The following is a 14,383-nucleotide window of genomic DNA, read 5'->3' as shown; positions in this document are numbered from 1 at the left end:
TACAACCACCGTCGGCTGCACAGTGCCAACGGCCTTGTGCCACCTGCGCTCCACGAAGCGCAGGTGGCCTGAACGCCCCTTGAGAGTGTCCAGAAGTACTTGACCACCACAGGTTCACGGCGTCCCCGCAAACCCACAGTGCCCCGCCATCCCACGGGAACCCAGCTTTTGCTGTTGAGGTTGCCGGCCAGCGGCCGGCACTAACGCTTCGGCGGGTGCAGGGCGCAGCCCTGCCGACCAACCCACCCTCAGCCGTCGCCCTGGATGCCGCCGGGCGCCTGTGTCGGGTCGCGCCAGCGCCGCACCGTGCGCTGGAAGAACAGGTTGTTCGGCAGCTGCAGCACCGTGCCCTCGTGGCCGTCGCCGGTTTCCTGCAGCGTGGTGTAGATCAGGTTGACGTCGATCACCCGGCCCTTCAGTCCGGGCTTTTCGCCGTTCTCCAGCACTTCGATGTAGTCATGCAGGCGGAACGGCCGCGTGGTGAAGATCAGCAGCGTGCAGAAGATGTTGGACAGCACGCTCCAGGCAGCGAAGAACGCCACCGCACCCACCGCAGCAAAACCGGTGAAGGCCGTCCACAGCACCGAGGGCGAGGCGCCGAGCAGGCTGAGGATGTACAGCACCGCGCTGAAATAGACCACGAAACTGGTGATCCGGCGCGCGCCCATCACCATTTCCGGTGGCAGCGTGTAGTGGTCGGCGAAGCGGCGGATCAGGCGCCGGGCCAGGACCCGCAGCAGCCAGGCGGCCAGCAGGGTGATCAGGATCTGCAGGGCGATCCCGATGTCATGCAGCCAGGGGTGGGTCCAGGCGGGCAGGTGGTCCTTCAGCGACAACATCATGGGGCGACAACGTGTGACGGAAACGGGGCTTGATGTTACCCGGCGCGTGTCGACGTTTCGACCGCCTGTGTCCAGGCAAGGCAGACGAGGTCCTGTTTGTGCTGCTGCAGGCAGGCGTGACCGCTCTCGGCACGCCAGTGCAGGGATAGGCCGAACGCCTGCAGCAGCATGCAGGCCACGATCGCCAGCAGGGCGGCGCAGGAAGGACTGGACATGGGAGGCTCCTGGCCGGGCAGGCCTGCGGGGGACCTGTGATGGATGCAGCCAGCCGCGAAAAGGTTGCATCCCGAAAACGCGCCGGAAGATCTAAACCTTTTTCCGGCAGGCTGCATCCAACGGATATGCTCGACACCACCATGCCCGCGCCGCCTGCCGCCACCGACGCCGTCGACGAAACCGCCTTGGTGCGTGCGGCGGCGGCCGGCGATACCGCTGCTTACGAACTGCTGTATCGGCGCCACTCTCCGCGGGTGTTCGCCACCTTGTGGCGGCTGTGCGGTGGCCAGCAGGCACGCGCCGAAGATGCACTGCAGGAGGCGTTCCTGCAGGCATGGAAGGCACTGCCGGGCTTCCGTTTCGAGAGCAGCCTGTCCACCTGGCTGCATCGGTTGGGGGTCAACGCCGCGTTGATGGAACTGCGCGGCCGTGCTGCCGGGCATGACCACGACAGCCTGGACGACGTGGACGGTGGGATGCCAGAGATGGCGGTGCATGATGGCTGCGCCGGCACCGAACGCGATCTCGAACGCGCGTTGGCGACCCTGCCGCCGCGCGCACGTGCGGTGCTGGTGCTGCACGATATCGAAGGCTGGAAACACCATGAAATCGCCGGCCAGCTGCAGATGGCGGTCGGTAGTTCCAAAGCACAGCTGCATCGCGCGCGTGGCCTGCTGCGCGCGCGCCTGGGAGACATGACATGAGTACGCACGACCACGATTCCGACCACGACCTGCTGGCCCGGCTGCGCGCGCTGCCGAGCGAACGCAGCGTACCCACCGATGGCTGGGAACGCCTGTCGGCGCGGTTGCCACCCCGGGAACCGGTTGCCGCGCAGGTGCTGAAGGACAACGTGGTGGCCTTGCCACTGCGCAGCCGCCGACGCTGGTGGTTGCCGGTTGGCGCCGCACTGGCGGCCAGCCTCGGGCTCTACGCGGTGGCACCGTGGCGGCATGCACCCGAGACGCTGCCTGCACCCAGTGGCCTGCAGCTGCAGGCCGATGCGATGACCGAACAGTACCGGCAGGCAGTGGCGTCGCTGCCTGATGGCACGGCGCCGGAGTGGCAGCCCGCGCTGCATGAACTGGATCGCAGCGCGGAACAGATCCGCGCCGCGATGGCGCAGGACCCGCGTGCGCCGCACCTGCTTGGACAGCTCAAGCGCACTTACGCGCTGCGGCTGGAACTGACCCGGCAGGCGGCCTATGCCGCCGAATCCGGCTTGACGACCTGAGGAGACCCCCGATGACCCGAACCCTGATGTCCTGCTGTGTCGCGCTGCTGCTGGTGCCGGCCATGGCACTGGCCGACACCCGCATCGACGAACGCCATACGCTGGCTGCGGGCGGTCGTATCGAATTGAGCAATGTGGCCGGCAAGGTGAGCGTGCGCGGCTGGGACCGCAATGACGTGCAGCTCACCGGCACGCTCAGCGACGGCCTGCAGCTGCGCCAGGAAAAGAGTGCCAACCGGGTGCGCTGGGAGATCGAGTATCCCCGCCGCAGCAACAACGGCGGTGCCACGCTGGTATTGAACGTGCCGCGCTCGGTGGAACTGCTGCTGAGCACGGTCAGTGCCAGCCAGGACATCAGCGGCATTGACGTGCGCCGCCTGCAGGCCGATACGGTCAGCGGCAGCCTGAGCGCGTCCGGTCGTAGTGGCGACAGCAAGCTCAACACGGTCAGTGGCAGTGTCAATGCGCGACTGCAGACGCCGAAGCTGGACGTGAACACGGTCAGTGGGCGCATCGAAGCCGGCGGCGGCGTGTCGGGCGATATCGGTGCGCAGACGGTGTCCGGCCGGGTCGAGGTCGACGCCGGTCGCGTGCAGCGGCTTGCGGTGGAAACCGTGTCGGGCAGCATCGACCTGTCGGCGACGGCCCTGGCACCGGGCGGACGCATCAACGTGGAGTCGGTCAGTGCATCGGTCAGCCTGCGCCTGCCGCGCACGGTGTCGGCGCAGCTGTCGGTGAACAGCTTCAGCGGGTCGATCAACAGTGACGCCGGCAAGGTCGAGCGGCCGCGCTATGGGCCGGGCAGCAGCCTGGATGCCCGCCTGGGCAGCGGCGACGGCGATATCCGCGTGCAGTCGCACTCGGGCAGCGTGCAGGTACGCCTGGACCGCTGAGCGCGGTCCGGCAGGCCGCGGCGGCAGCGCCGCCGCGGTCGGGGGAGGGTCAGCTGGCTTTCTTCAGCGCCCAGGTGGTACCGAGAACTTCAATCTTGCCACCGCTCTTGCGGAACGCGGCCAGGTCGGAGGCGATCGAGTCGCTGTTGACCACGGTGCTGGCGGATGCGCCCTTGCGTTCGCTGCGGATGCTGTTGCTGGCCTTCGCGGGGGTCTTTGCCTTGCGGGGCATGGTTGCTCCTGTCAGGTGGAAGGGGAGGAAAGCGCGCAGGGTTCAGCCTGGCGCAGGTAGTCCTGCCGCTCGCGGCGGCAGTCGTCGCCGCCCATCGAGAACTGGCGGCAGATCGCCGGGCGCTGCGAATAGATCGTGCAGCGCAGGTGATACGGATCGATCGCCGCGCACCAGCCTTCCTCGTTGCGCGCCATCACGGCACGGCCGTGGGAGTCGCGCGACAGGAACTGGCCGGGCACGTGGTCGCCGGGCTGCAGCAGGACCGGCAACCGGCAACAGACCGCGTCACAACGGCGGCAGTCGATGGGTGCTGGTTCAGCGTCAGGTTGTACGGCCACAGGGGCCTGGCGGGTGCCCAAAGCGGGTCTCGATGGCGGCTCGGGTAGTACGCGGACCATGATCGAGCCAGAGGGCATGGTCGCCAGACCCGCTGCGCGGGGCAGGCTGCACCATGGGTACACACACCGGCGAGGCCAGCGGAAGGTGCAGCGGTTTTCTAGCCGGCCAAGGGTAGCGCAGACCGCGTAACGTTTTGTTAATCCCGGCTGGCTGCCGCCAGCGCGAGGCCCTGGACGACCCCCAGCGAGGGCTCGCCGTGGACCATCCGGGCGCCTGGGAACGCCTCGGCAGCGGCCTGCCGCAGGTAGCCGGCGCGGGACATGCCACCGGTCAGGAACACCGCATCCGGGTCGCCGCCGATGTCATTGCGGACCTGGGCGAGCAGTTCGCGGATCTGGGTCAGGTAGCCATGGGCAGCGGCGGCCAGACCGTCGGCGCTGTTGTCCACGTGCAGGTCGCGCGCGATGTAGTCCAGCGTGCTGCGGTGTTCGCTGGTGCCGCTGAGGGCGATCTTGGCGCGCTCGACATCGCGGTACAGGCGGGCGGTGTTGCCGGTGTCCTGCAGTGCCTGCAGGCGCGCGCCCCACGGAGCATCGACGTTGTCGTAGCTGTGCTGGCGGAACTCGCGCTGGCGGGTCATGTCCTGCACGGTGGCCGCTTCCACGTAGTGGTGGGTGGGCACGCGGGTGATGCCACGGCCGAACAGCGGCATGTAACCAGACAGGCTCAGGGCCAGGTCGATATCGGTACCGCCACGGGCGATACCCCAGGCGCGATGGATCCGTGGCGCTTCGCTGCCGCCCACTTCGGCGTGCGCGATATCGGTGGTGCCGCCGCCGATATCGACGATCACCGCCTGGTGCCGATCGCTGCTTTCAGCGTGGTAATGCATGGCTGCGGCAGCGGGTTCCTCAAGGAAGTCGATCTGGTCGAAGCCGGCCTGGCTGGCCGCTTCGCGCAGGATGTCCAGGGCCTGGTCGTTGCCGGCCTCACCGATCGAGCTGCGGAACTGCACCGGACGGCCGAGCAGGGCGCTGCGCAGCGGCTGGCCGAGCTGGGCGCTGGCGGTCAAGCGGATGTGTTCGAGGATGTGCGCGGCAATGCCGGTGATGGTCTGCCGCGCGCGCGGGTGCAGGTTGTAGCCGAGCATGGACTTCGGGCTCTGCACGAGGTTGCCTTCGTGCTCTTCGAAATACGCTTCCAGCGCGTCGTCGCCATAGACCGCGTTCTGCAGCAGGTCGCTGGCGCTGCGTTCCTTTCCAGCGCGCGCCTCCATCCACTCCCGGCGCAGGGCGCGCAAGGCCTCGCGGCGCAGGGCCTGTGGCGTGCGTTCCTGGCCGGCGGCGCGGGCGGCACGGGCGGCGCTGTCGATCAGCTGCTGCAGTTCGTGTTCCTGCCCGGCGTCGAGCTGGAAATCGTCCGGGTCGGGTACCACGCCGGGGAAGTACACGCTGGTACGGAACTGTTCGGCCTCGCCGAAGCGGATCGGCAGCAGCTTCCCATCACGCACGATGGCGGCGGCGGAGTTGCTGGTACCGAAGTCGATGCCGAGGCGCATGGGGAGAGGTCCGGGGACGATCAGGGGCCGCGCACTCTGCTGGAGTTTGCCGCGCGCTGCAAGTTCCGGTGCCTCCCTTGTGCGGGGCGGGCGAGCCCCCCACCCGGGCCGCCGCCGGAAAATGAACGAAAAGGCCGGGCGGTTACAATGGCGGCTGTTGATTCATTTTGAGGTACTTGCGATGTCTTCTGTTCCCGCCTGCCCGCAGTGCACCCTGGAAAACACCTATGCCGATGGCGCGCTGTGGATCTGCGCCGACTGCGGCTTCGAGTGGACGGCCGAAGAAGGTGCTGGCTCGACCCTGGTCGTGCGTGACAGCAACGGCAATACCCTGCAGACCGGCGACACCGTCACCGTGATCAAGGACCTGAAGGTCAAGGGTTCTTCGATCCCGCTCAAGCAGGGCACCGTGATCCGCAACATCCGCCTGGTTGAAGACGATGCCGAACACATCGAAGGCAACTCGGACAAGATCAAGGGGCTGGTGCTGAAGACCTGCTTCCTCAAGAAGGCCTGATCGCGCCTCAGCGCTTGGCCTGCTGCGCCCGCCAGCGGGCCAGGCTGTCCAGCTTGGCCTGGTAGCGGGCCTGCTGCGTTGAACCACCCAGTTCCTGCGCCCGCAGAAGTTCGCGGTCTGCACGCTGCAGCCGGCCGGTCAGGAAATACACCCGCGCCAGGCCGAAGTGGAACTGGTGCGCGGTGTCGTACAGGCGCACCGCCCGCCGGTAGTACGTGATCGCCTTGTCCAGGTCGCCAGCACGTTCGGCCTGGGCGCCCTGCATGTACTGCGCGAACGGATCCTCGCGCTGCACCGACTGCAGTTTCTTCTGCATCGACTGCGCCTGCGCGGTCATGCCGAGCTTGCGATAGAGCGCACTGGCGTTGTTCAGTGCTGCGCTCTGGCGTCCGTCCAGGCGCAAGGCAGTGTCCAGCGCGGTGCGGGCCCCCTGGTCGTCGCCCAGGCGGTTGTCGAGCACGCCGATGTTGTTCCACGTCGAGGCGAAGCTTGGGTCCTGCGCCAGCGCGGCATCGAAGAAGGCACGCGCGCCGCTCAGGTCGCCATCGGCCAGATGTTCCGCGCCGCGGTTGTTGTAGTAGTGCGCCAATGCCCGCTCACGGCCGATCGGCTGCGGCCCATGGCGGTCGTACAGCACGTTGCGGTCCAGATCGACGGTGCCGTAGCGGCCGCCGACATCCACGCCGGCGTTGACGTGCCCGACGTTGTAGACCACGCCCTGGTCCTGGTCCTGGTACCACGACACCACCTGGCCGACTTCCTGCACCCGCGCCTGGATGCCGGCCTCACGGGCGAGCGTGACGAACAGCAGGGTGAAGGCGAGGCAGTTGGCGCGCTGGTGCTGCCAGATCTCGCTGACGGTGTAGGTCGCATCGGCGTCGTACTGCAGGTCCAGACCGTGCTGGCTGAAGATCATTTCCACCAGCGCCTGCAGGCGCTGGTCACGCGAGTAGCTGCGGTTGATCACCTGCTTCTGCAGCATCTCGCGCATCGCCGGCGGGATCGCGAACACCTGTTCGGGCGTCGGCACGCTGGCGGCGGTGACCTTTACGGTGGAGATGGTCGGGATGGCGGGCGCAGGAGCCGCAGCATCCTGCGCGGACAGGGCTGGCGCGCCGAGCACAGCCAGTGACAGGAGGAAGCATCGAGCGGCAAAACGGCGCATGACGGTTTCCGGCAGCGGCGGGCGCTCCCGCCTGCGGCCAGTGTAGACCTGCATGTGGCGGTCCGCATCCACTGGCGATCAGCGCGTCGATCATCCACAGCCGGTGTGGACCAGCGCGCGACAAACCTGTGGACAACTGCTGCCGGGCCTTGCCTGGCGCGGTGCGTGAACTGCTGGTGAAAAAACAGCCAGCTTGCCCGGCGTTGCCAACGGCGGGATCATCCACGCATGGACTTCGCCCCGCTGACCCTTGCTCCCGCGCACTGGCAGGCACTGCAGGATGCCTATGCGACGCCGCCGCGCGCCTACCACCACTTCGGCCACGTACGCGCGGTCCTGCAGCATTGCCAGGCGGTGGCCGACGGGCCGGGCTGGCAGCAGCCGGCCGAGGTCTATCTGGCAGCGCTGTACCACGATGCGGTCTACCAGGCCGGGCGCAAGGACAACGAGGCAAAGTCGGCCGCGCTGGCGCTGCGGGCCATCGCCGACTCACCGGAGCTGGCATCGGTGGACGCCGGCCGGGTCGAGCAGCTGATCCTGCTTACCGCCCGCCATGGCGAGCTGGGCCCGGCCGATGTCGATGCCGAAGCCGCGTTGTTCCTGGATTGCGACATGGCGATTCTGGCGGCGCCGGAAGCGGTGTTCTCCGCCTACGACCGTGGCGTGGCCGAAGAGTACAAGGGCGTGGTGCCGGGCTTCCTGTATCGCGCCGGACGCCGCCGCTTCCTGCAGGGGCTGCTGCGCGCGCCGCGGATCTTCCTCAGCGACTTTTTCGACCAGCGACTTGATGCCGCCGCGCGGGCCAACCTGCGCCGCCAACTGGGCGCCTGAGCGCACCGCTACACTATCCACCTGCAACCGCGTGGTGTTGTTTCCAGCCGTGACCGTCTCCGATACCCCTGCCGATCCCCGTCCGCTGCCGCCGGAAGAACCCGGCCCCAACGAATGCTGCGGCAGTGGCTGCCCGCTGTGCGTGCTCGACCTGTACAGCGAGGAGCTGCAGCGTTACCGCAAGGCGCTGGCTGACTGGAAGGCGCGGCATCCGGACGCCGACCCATGAGTCGTGCCCGTCCAGCCGCGATGCTGGCGCTGGTGGCACTGCTGTTGTTCGTGGCAACCGCGTTGTGGACGCAGTTCGCGCGCGCGGATCTGGATTGGGTGAAGGCTACCCTGAGCCTGTACCTGCATGGGCCGTGGGGCCTGGCGCTACGCAGCGCCTACTGCCTGCTGACACTGGCCATCGCCGTGCTCGGCATCGCGTTGTATCGGCACAGCGTGGGGCCGCGGCGCAGCGCAGCGGCACCGCTGCTGTTCTGCGTGGCTGCCGGCGGCCTGGCCACCGTTGCCATCGGTGACAGCTGGCTGCCTGCGGCAACGCCGTTGCTGGCGCCACTGATCCACGGGCTGGCCGCCAATACCGCCTTCCTGTGCGCCAGCGTGGGCATGCTGCTGCAGGCCTGGTACCTGCGCCGCGAACCGGGCTGGCGAGGCAGCGCGGCGCTGCTGTGGGGCTGGGCATGGCTGGCCTTCGTGCTGTTGTGGATGCATGTGCTCTGGCGCGGTGGCCCACCGCGCGGGCTGGGGCAGAAACTGGTGATCGCGGTGATCGTCGGCTGGTTGATCTGGCTGGCGCTGGCGCTGTATCGCCGCGGGCGTGCCGCCGGCACCCGCTGAATCGACCCGCTGCTGTGTTGCGGGACGCCTGTACCGGTACGTGCCGTGCACGCAGCGGCGGCGTATCGTGTGCGCATTCCAACGGGATGCGAAACGATGCGTGCAGGGCTGGGCAGGGCGATGGGGCTGGTGTTGGCGTTGGCGGCGTTGCCAGCGATGGCTGCTGTGCAGCAGGTCAGCCACGGACGCTTCGATCAGGTGCCCGTGCATGTACCGGCCGGGCCACCACAACGGGTGGTGATCTGGTTCCATGACGGCACTGATGCCGGCCGCACGCCGATCGAAGCGCTGCGTGCCGATGGTGCGCTGGTGGCATCGGTGGATGTGGCCCACCTGCGCGGCGTGCTAAAGCGCGAAGGCAACAGCAGCTGCGCGTTCGGGGCGGGCGATGTCGAGAATTTCTCGCGTTGGGTGCAGGCGTTCCTGCATCTGCCGGGCTATCACCTGCCGTTGGTCGGCGGCAGCGGCGAAGGCGCCGAGCTGGCCTATGCGCTGGCAGCGCAGGCCGACACCCAGGTCTTTGCCGGCCTGTTGACCTCGGGCTTCTGCCCGGCCCACACGCACGAGCGCATGGTCTGCGGCGATGGCGTGAAGCACGACCGCCTGCAGCCCAGTGAACTGAATTTCCCGTGGTTGAACGCGGCCGGTGCGCCGGGGTGTTCAACCAATAGTGCAGGCCCGTTTGTGCAGCAGGTTGCGATGGCCCGCGAATTCAAGCGCACCGTTGCCGGCGATGCGACACCGGGGCTGGTGGCAGCCGCCCGGGTGATCGGCGCGCAGGCCGGGGTCGCGCTGGCACCGCCGCCGGATGCCCTGAAGGGCCTGCCGGTAGTGGAAGTACCGGCGCAGGGCAGCGGTGACACACTGGCGGTGTTCGTTTCCGGCGATGGCGGCTGGGCCGGCCTGGACAAGGATGTAGCTGGTGCCTTGGCCGAACATGGCGTGGCGGTGGTAGGCCTCGATTCGCTGCGTTACTTCTGGAGCGAACGCACGCCGCAGGGATTTGCCGTTGATCTGCAGAAGATCATCGGCCACTACCGCCAGCAATGGCAGCGCGACAAGGTGATGTTGATCGGTTTCTCGCAGGGCGCGGATGTGCTGCCGGCCACCATCAACCAGCTGGATGCGGGCACCCGCGCCGGTCTCGAGCGCATCGTGCTGCTGTCGGTGGGCAAGAACGCCGACTTCGAATTCCATGTCAGCAACTGGCTGGGCGGTGGCGGTGGCGGCCTGCCGATCGCGCCGGAAGTGGCCAAGCTGCCGGCGGACAAGACCCTGTGCGTGTACGGCGACAAGGACGAGGACGCGCTATGCCCCGATCTGCCGGGCAACGACGGCGTGCACAAGGTCAAGCTGCCGGGCGACCATCACTTCGGCGGTGACTACGATCGCTTGGCCGAGGTGATCCTCAAGGGCGGCGCGTAAGCCGCTGGTAGACGCCGACCTTGGTCGGCGCTTCGGCTTGGACCATCACGGAAGGGAGCGTGTCGACCAAGGTCGACACCTGCCGGGCGGCAGGTAGCGCCGGGCCATGCCCGGCGGATCGTGACCTCAATTCCGCCGCGGGTCCAGCGAGATCAGGCGCGTGGCATCCAGCAGCGCGGCCGGCAGGTGCATGCCGCCGGGCGCGGCGAGGTAGCGCGGCCGCCACTGCGGATCGAACTTCGACTTGAACCTGCGCAGGCCGCTGAAGCCATAGAAGCGCTCGCCATGTCGTGCGAGCAGGCCAGCCAAGCGATTCCAGCGACCGGCCAGGCGGTGCTGGGCCAGGCCGGACAGCGGTGCCATGCCCAGCGAGAACCGCGCATATCCCTGCGCGCGGCCCCACAGGAACAGCTCGATGAACAGGAAATCCATCGTGCCCTTCGGTGCGTCGCTGACGTGGCGCATCAGATCCACTGACAGTTCGGCGCCGGCCGGTGCCTGCCACAGGTTGGCAAAGGCCACGATCCGGCCCTCGGCTTCGACCAGAGCGATCGGGAAACGCACCAGATAATCCGGGTCGTAGCTGCCCAGCGAGAAGCCCTTCTCGTCGCCGGACTTGTCGTCCAGCCACGCGTTGGAAATGGCATGCAGGCGTGGCAGCAGGGCAGGGATCTCTTCCGCTGGTGCAACGCGGAAGGACAGTCCACCGCGCTTGCCGCGGTTCCAGGCTTGCCGCAGGTCGGCACGCTCGCGGCCTTCCAGACCGAAGTCGTGCAGCGGCACCATGGCCTCTTCACCCAGCTTGACCAGACCCAGCCCGAGATCGAGATAGGTCTGCCAATACGCTTCACCCACCTGGTAGAACACCGGGCGCAGGCCGAGCCGGTCGGCTTCCTCGCGGAAGCGCCAGATCAATGCACGCGCCACCTCGGGTGGCCCGACCGGGTCACCCATCGCGATCAGCGAGCCGCCGTAGCGCTGCATCATCACAAAGCCCTTGTGTTCCGCATCGCGCAGCACCGCCTTGTCGGCGGTCAGCACCAGGCAGGCCTGGGTATCGGTAGCACCTGCCAGCACCGGTGCCAGCGCCTGCAGGGTTGCGTCGTCGGCAGGCGGCAGCGGGCTGCGCGTGCTGTGCAGCAACCGCGCCAGCCCGAACATCACCAGTGCCATCGCCACCAGCAGCAGCGCACGCAGCGCGCGCGGTGCATTGCCGGACACCGCGAACTGCCACCACAGCTCGTTCTGGTATTCGACATGGCTGTAAGTGAAGAACAGCAGCCAGGTCACCGCCACCAGCACCAGGCCGAGGTTGCGCAGCCATGGCCACGACCAGGCTTCGTCCAGCAGCGCGCCCTGGCGATAGAACTCGCGCCGCGCCGCCCACAGCGCCATCGCCACCAGCAACGCCGACAAGGCGATCAGCGGTTGGCCACCGCGCAGCCAGATCGGCAGCGGCGCGATCACGCAGATCGCCATCGCCAGCATCCAGGCCGCGTGGCTGCGGCGGGCCAGGCCCTGGCCGATCAACAGCAGGGCGACGCCGCCCAGGCTGCCGATCAGGTGCGAGGTTTCCAGGATCGGCAGTGAGGCATTGATGAGGTGTCGCCGTGGCGTGGGCAGGGTGCCGTCGATGACCAGCGCGGCGCCGACACTGAAGGCGGCCAGCGCGATGATCTGCGGCAACCACGGGCGCAGCGCGTACCAGCCGGCGCGGGTTGCGCCTGCGCTGGCCTGCAGCGGTTGCCGCAGCGCGGGTGCCAGTGCCAGCACGGTTGCCAGCAGCAGCGGCAGCACGTAGTAACTGACGCGGTAGATCAATGCCGCTGCCAGCACCGCCGCAGGCGCCACCTGCGGCAGCAGCTTCAGCAGGCTCCACTCGAACACGCCCAGGCCGGCCGGCACGGTGGAGATCAGGCCGGCCAGCACGGCCACCAGGTACAGGCCGACGAAACCCGGCAGGCCGGTCGGCGTGGAATCCGGCAGCAGCACGTAGAACGCCGCACTGGCCAGCACCAGCTCGACCACGCTGAGCACGGTGACACCCAGCATGGTGCGTCGGTCGGGCAGCCACAGGCCATGGCCGAAGATGCGGAACTGGCGGCCGTCGCGGCCGACCAGGATGACGGTGGCGGCAAAAGCGATCAGCGCGATGATGCCGACCACGCGCACCGCTGCGGGATCCAGCGGCAGCGCAAGCGCGGCCGCGGCCGGCTCCATGCACAGCGCCACACCGATCAGCAGCCATGCGCCGAAGATGAAGCCCAGCGTGCTCATCAGCACCACCTGGCCGATCTGCGCCAGGTCCAGGCCGGCACTGCGGTAGCCGCGCAGGCGCACGGCACCACCGGTGAGTGCGGCAAAGCCCACGGTCTGGCCCAACGTGTGGGCCAGGAACGCGGTGATGCCGATCCGTGCCGGGTGCACGCGGATGCCGCTGCGGCGCAGGCCGATCGCATCGAAGCCGATCAGGCACGCGTAGCTGGCCAGGCCGAGCAGCACGGTGAGCGCGATCTGGGCACCGCTGAGCTGGCGGAAGGCCTGACGGATCGCGCGATAGCCGTGCTCATCGAATTCACCGGCCAGCCCGTGCAGGGCCAGCGCCAGGATCAGCAATGGAACGACGATGGTGACGACCCGCTTCCAGGTCGGGGCAGCGGCGGCAGGGACGGAATCGGTAGGGGCGGTCATCGGCGCAAGGGTGCGTCAGCAAGGGCGAGGGCGGTGTCAACGCAGGGCGTCGCGCATCGTGCGCCTGCCAGCGCGGTTTGACCAGCGGTACGGCTGTGCCGCCGGTGGCGGTATTCAGTGGCCGCACCGGGCACACACTTCCCACGCCGGCTGGGTGAGAATGCAGTTCAGACCACCCGCAGGAGCCACGCCCATGATGGAGCGTTACGACGTCGGACCGCGCATGTCCGAGATGACCGTGTACAACAAGGTCGCCTACCTTTCCGGCCAGATTCCGGAAGACACCAGCCAGGACATCACCGGGCAGACCCGGCAGGTACTGGCCGAGATCGACAAGTTGCTGGCGCTGGTGGCCAGTGACCGCCAGCACGTGCTGCGTGCGGAGATCTTCCTGGCCGACATGGCTGACTTCGAAGGCATGAACAAAGCGTGGGACGAGTGGGTGGTGGAGGGCGCGACCCCGGCCCGCGCCACCGTCGAAGCCAAGCTTGCGCACGCCGAATGGAAGGTCGAGATCATCATTACGGCGGCCGTGCCGTAATGACCGGGCTGGGGGCAGATCCGTTTTTCAACGGGAAAGGGATCTGACCCCATTCGCCGGGGAGGCGACGCTACGACGACCGTTACAGCGGCGGCTGCAGTCGTGAGCTTGCCTGCGCACACAAGGCCAGGCAGGCCAGCATCAACCCTTCCATGACCCGGTCGCCGACGTATTCCTCCGGCGCACCGTTCTGCCGGGCGCGTTCAGCGGCCAGCATGACCTCCTGCACCACCCGCAGCCCGGCCAGCGCGCAGTCGGCATCGGCCAGCGCCATGCACCGGCTGGGAAGTTGATGCCGTTCCGGCCACGCTTGGCCGTCGGCCGCCGCGCCTGTACCGATACGCCGCAAGGTCGCAACCAGCGTGGTGGGATCACAGGCTGGTGCCTGTTGCGTGTTCTCGTCGGCGTCTGCCGGGCCGAGGTAAGCGTGCAGATGGGGGAAATCCGATGCGTTCATGGCAAGGCTCCGTGCAGGACAGACGGTAGCCGCCACCCAAAGGTGGCGGACGGAGACGTGGCTCGAAAACCGGGACGCAAGACGAAACCGGTGGACCCGAAAGCCCCCACGCTCCGCCCGCCATAGCCGGCAGACGGATTGCCAGCCGGCGCCACGCAAAGTGACGCGGGCTGGCAAGCGTAAAAAACATCTTGCGTCGCGGGTTTTCGACACCCGGCCACCCTTTTCCGGTGGCTCATCATCTGTAAACCTGCTGCTGCGCAATGCCAATCAGACGAGTTGCATTGCTCGCACCATCAAGACGCTTTCAGCATTTTTGCATGCTGCTGAACGGCCTCAAGCGCAGGTGGCGCAAGGGCCGCGAATGATCGAGCAATCTGCGACATGCATCGTGATTCGATAGTTGCCAGTGCACACAGGGCAGGTCGTTTGCGACGAAGGTCCATGACGTCGGAAAGATTGTGCGGACCAAGGTCCGCACCTACCAACACCCCAGCCATAGCATTGCAGTTGCTCGACCGTCCGTGACGGATATCTGTCGGGGGCTGGTGGGCGGGGGCAAGCGGGACCGTTGGCGCCATGGGCCAGGCGCATGCGCC

The 14,383-nt window shown here is 67.8% G+C and carries 17 protein-coding genes; 9 read left to right on the top strand and 8 right to left on the bottom strand.

Annotated elements, in window-relative coordinates; genetic code table 11:
* Positions 1–248 precede the first annotated feature (248 nt).
* Complete coding sequence (locus tag GIW57_RS22590) at positions 249–842, bottom strand: mechanosensitive ion channel family protein (protein ID WP_080353823.1); 594 nt, start codon at positions 840–842, stop codon at positions 249–251.
* A gap of 35 nt (positions 843–877) precedes the next feature.
* Positions 878–1,057, bottom strand: a complete 180-nt coding sequence (locus GIW57_RS22585; protein WP_100461328.1) for a hypothetical protein — start codon at positions 1,055–1,057, stop codon at positions 878–880.
* Between the two features lie 126 nt (positions 1,058–1,183).
* Here GIW57_RS22585 and GIW57_RS22580 point away from each other — a divergent pair, with 126 nt between their 5' ends.
* Genes GIW57_RS22580 through GIW57_RS22570 form a run of 3 tightly spaced genes read left to right on the top strand, consistent with a single transcriptional unit; the run spans position 1,184 to position 3,185 of the window.
* A complete protein-coding gene (locus GIW57_RS22580) occupies positions 1,184–1,762 on the top strand; it encodes an RNA polymerase sigma factor (RefSeq protein ID WP_236512966.1) in 579 nt (192 codons plus the stop codon).
* The gene (locus GIW57_RS22575) at positions 1,759–2,292 is read left to right on the top strand and encodes a hypothetical protein (protein ID WP_100461320.1); all 534 of its coding nucleotides are present in this window, start codon (positions 1,759–1,761) and stop codon (positions 2,290–2,292) included. The genes GIW57_RS22580 and GIW57_RS22575 overlap by 4 nt, the downstream gene beginning before the upstream one ends.
* Positions 2,293–2,303: 11 nt before the next feature.
* Positions 2,304–3,185, top strand: a complete 882-nt coding sequence (locus GIW57_RS22570; RefSeq protein WP_236512964.1) for a DUF4097 family beta strand repeat-containing protein — start codon at positions 2,304–2,306, stop codon at positions 3,183–3,185.
* 49 nt (positions 3,186–3,234) lie between these two features.
* Here the strand turns inward: GIW57_RS22570 and GIW57_RS22565 are convergent, their stop codons facing one another.
* The 3 genes from GIW57_RS22565 to GIW57_RS22555 form a co-directional block, all read right to left on the bottom strand.
* Positions 3,235–3,417: a hypothetical protein gene (locus GIW57_RS22565; protein WP_025879072.1), complete on the bottom strand. Its 183-nt coding sequence runs from the start codon at positions 3,415–3,417 to the stop codon at positions 3,235–3,237.
* Positions 3,418–3,428: 11 nt separating this feature from the next.
* Positions 3,429–3,722: a YkgJ family cysteine cluster protein gene (locus tag GIW57_RS22560; protein WP_329605780.1), complete on the bottom strand. Its 294-nt coding sequence runs from the start codon at positions 3,720–3,722 to the stop codon at positions 3,429–3,431.
* A gap of 230 nt (positions 3,723–3,952) precedes the next feature.
* Complete coding sequence (locus GIW57_RS22555) at positions 3,953–5,314, bottom strand: Hsp70 family protein (protein ID WP_100461314.1); 1,362 nt, start codon at positions 5,312–5,314, stop codon at positions 3,953–3,955.
* 181 nt (positions 5,315–5,495) lie between these two features.
* Between GIW57_RS22555 and GIW57_RS22550 the strand changes: the two genes are divergently transcribed.
* Entirely contained in the window at positions 5,496–5,831 is a 336-nt protein-coding gene (locus tag GIW57_RS22550) for a zinc ribbon domain-containing protein YjdM (protein ID WP_099818962.1), read from the top strand.
* A gap of 7 nt (positions 5,832–5,838) precedes the next feature.
* Here the strand turns inward: GIW57_RS22550 and GIW57_RS22545 are convergent, their stop codons facing one another.
* Positions 5,839–6,996 (bottom strand): tetratricopeptide repeat protein, encoded by a 1,158-nt coding sequence (locus GIW57_RS22545; protein WP_236512970.1) that lies wholly within the window; start codon positions 6,994–6,996, stop codon positions 5,839–5,841.
* 228 nt (positions 6,997–7,224) lie between these two features.
* On the opposite strand from GIW57_RS22545, the gene GIW57_RS22540 reads away from it, so the two are divergent.
* From GIW57_RS22540 to GIW57_RS22525, 4 genes are all read left to right on the top strand, one after another.
* Positions 7,225–7,827 (top strand): hypothetical protein, encoded by a 603-nt coding sequence (locus tag GIW57_RS22540; protein WP_236512962.1) that lies wholly within the window; start codon positions 7,225–7,227, stop codon positions 7,825–7,827.
* 49 nt (positions 7,828–7,876) lie between these two features.
* The gene (locus GIW57_RS22535; RefSeq protein WP_236512968.1) at positions 7,877–8,056 is read left to right on the top strand and encodes an oxidoreductase-like domain-containing protein; all 180 of its coding nucleotides are present in this window, start codon (positions 7,877–7,879) and stop codon (positions 8,054–8,056) included.
* On the top strand, positions 8,053–8,670 hold the full coding sequence (locus GIW57_RS22530; protein WP_236512960.1) for a DUF998 domain-containing protein: 618 nt from the start codon (positions 8,053–8,055) through the stop codon (positions 8,668–8,670). Before GIW57_RS22535 ends, GIW57_RS22530 begins: the two co-directional genes overlap by 4 nt.
* 96 nt (positions 8,671–8,766) lie before the next feature.
* The gene (locus GIW57_RS22525) at positions 8,767–10,095 is read left to right on the top strand and encodes an AcvB/VirJ family lysyl-phosphatidylglycerol hydrolase (protein WP_275539711.1); all 1,329 of its coding nucleotides are present in this window, start codon (positions 8,767–8,769) and stop codon (positions 10,093–10,095) included.
* Positions 10,096–10,221: 126 nt separating this feature from the next.
* Here the strand turns inward: GIW57_RS22525 and mprF are convergent, their stop codons facing one another.
* Complete coding sequence (gene mprF / locus GIW57_RS22520) at positions 10,222–12,786, bottom strand: bifunctional lysylphosphatidylglycerol flippase/synthetase MprF (protein ID WP_236512958.1); 2,565 nt, start codon at positions 12,784–12,786, stop codon at positions 10,222–10,224.
* A 193-nt stretch (positions 12,787–12,979) separates the two neighbouring features.
* Here mprF and GIW57_RS22515 point away from each other — a divergent pair, with 193 nt between their 5' ends.
* Entirely contained in the window at positions 12,980–13,327 is a 348-nt protein-coding gene (locus GIW57_RS22515) for a RidA family protein (protein ID WP_236512957.1), read from the top strand.
* Positions 13,328–13,409: 82 nt separating this feature from the next.
* Here GIW57_RS22515 and GIW57_RS22510 read toward each other — a convergent pair whose 3' ends face one another.
* A complete protein-coding gene (locus GIW57_RS22510) occupies positions 13,410–13,784 on the bottom strand; it encodes a hypothetical protein (RefSeq protein ID WP_236512955.1) in 375 nt (124 codons plus the stop codon).
* Positions 13,785–14,383 lie beyond the last annotated feature (599 nt).

The sequence above is a fragment of the Stenotrophomonas sp. PA-6-5C genome (genome assembly GCF_021605635.1).
GTDB lineage: Bacteria > Pseudomonadota > Gammaproteobacteria > Xanthomonadales > Xanthomonadaceae > Stenotrophomonas > Stenotrophomonas lactitubi.
This window is presented reverse-complemented; position numbering and strand designations above follow the sequence as displayed.

Bases quoted from the DNA above. Each gene is read 5' to 3' on its own strand.
- mprF (WP_236512958.1), bottom strand. From the start codon at position 12,786: ATGACCGCCCCTACCGATTCCGTCCCTGCCGCCGCTGCCCCGACCTGG.
- GIW57_RS22590 (WP_080353823.1), bottom strand. From the start codon at position 842: ATGATGTTGTCGCTGAAGGACCACCTGCCCGCCTGGACCCACCCCTGG.
- GIW57_RS22525 (WP_275539711.1), top strand. From the start codon at position 8,767: ATGCGTGCAGGGCTGGGCAGGGCGATGGGGCTGGTGTTGGCGTTGGCG.
- GIW57_RS22530 (WP_236512960.1), top strand. From the start codon at position 8,053: ATGAGTCGTGCCCGTCCAGCCGCGATGCTGGCGCTGGTGGCACTGCTG.
- GIW57_RS22515 (WP_236512957.1), top strand. From the start codon at position 12,980: ATGATGGAGCGTTACGACGTCGGACCGCGCATGTCCGAGATGACCGTG.
- GIW57_RS22540 (WP_236512962.1), top strand. From the start codon at position 7,225: ATGGACTTCGCCCCGCTGACCCTTGCTCCCGCGCACTGGCAGGCACTG.
- GIW57_RS22570 (WP_236512964.1), top strand. From the start codon at position 2,304: ATGACCCGAACCCTGATGTCCTGCTGTGTCGCGCTGCTGCTGGTGCCG.
- GIW57_RS22580 (WP_236512966.1), top strand. From the start codon at position 1,184: ATGCTCGACACCACCATGCCCGCGCCGCCTGCCGCCACCGACGCCGTC.
- GIW57_RS22550 (WP_099818962.1), top strand. From the start codon at position 5,496: ATGTCTTCTGTTCCCGCCTGCCCGCAGTGCACCCTGGAAAACACCTAT.
- GIW57_RS22565 (WP_025879072.1), bottom strand. From the start codon at position 3,417: ATGCCCCGCAAGGCAAAGACCCCCGCGAAGGCCAGCAACAGCATCCGC.
- GIW57_RS22555 (WP_100461314.1), bottom strand. From the start codon at position 5,314: ATGCGCCTCGGCATCGACTTCGGTACCAGCAACTCCGCCGCCGCCATC.
- GIW57_RS22575 (WP_100461320.1), top strand. From the start codon at position 1,759: ATGAGTACGCACGACCACGATTCCGACCACGACCTGCTGGCCCGGCTG.
- GIW57_RS22510 (WP_236512955.1), bottom strand. From the start codon at position 13,784: ATGAACGCATCGGATTTCCCCCATCTGCACGCTTACCTCGGCCCGGCA.
- GIW57_RS22545 (WP_236512970.1), bottom strand. From the start codon at position 6,996: ATGCGCCGTTTTGCCGCTCGATGCTTCCTCCTGTCACTGGCTGTGCTC.
- GIW57_RS22585 (WP_100461328.1), bottom strand. From the start codon at position 1,057: ATGTCCAGTCCTTCCTGCGCCGCCCTGCTGGCGATCGTGGCCTGCATG.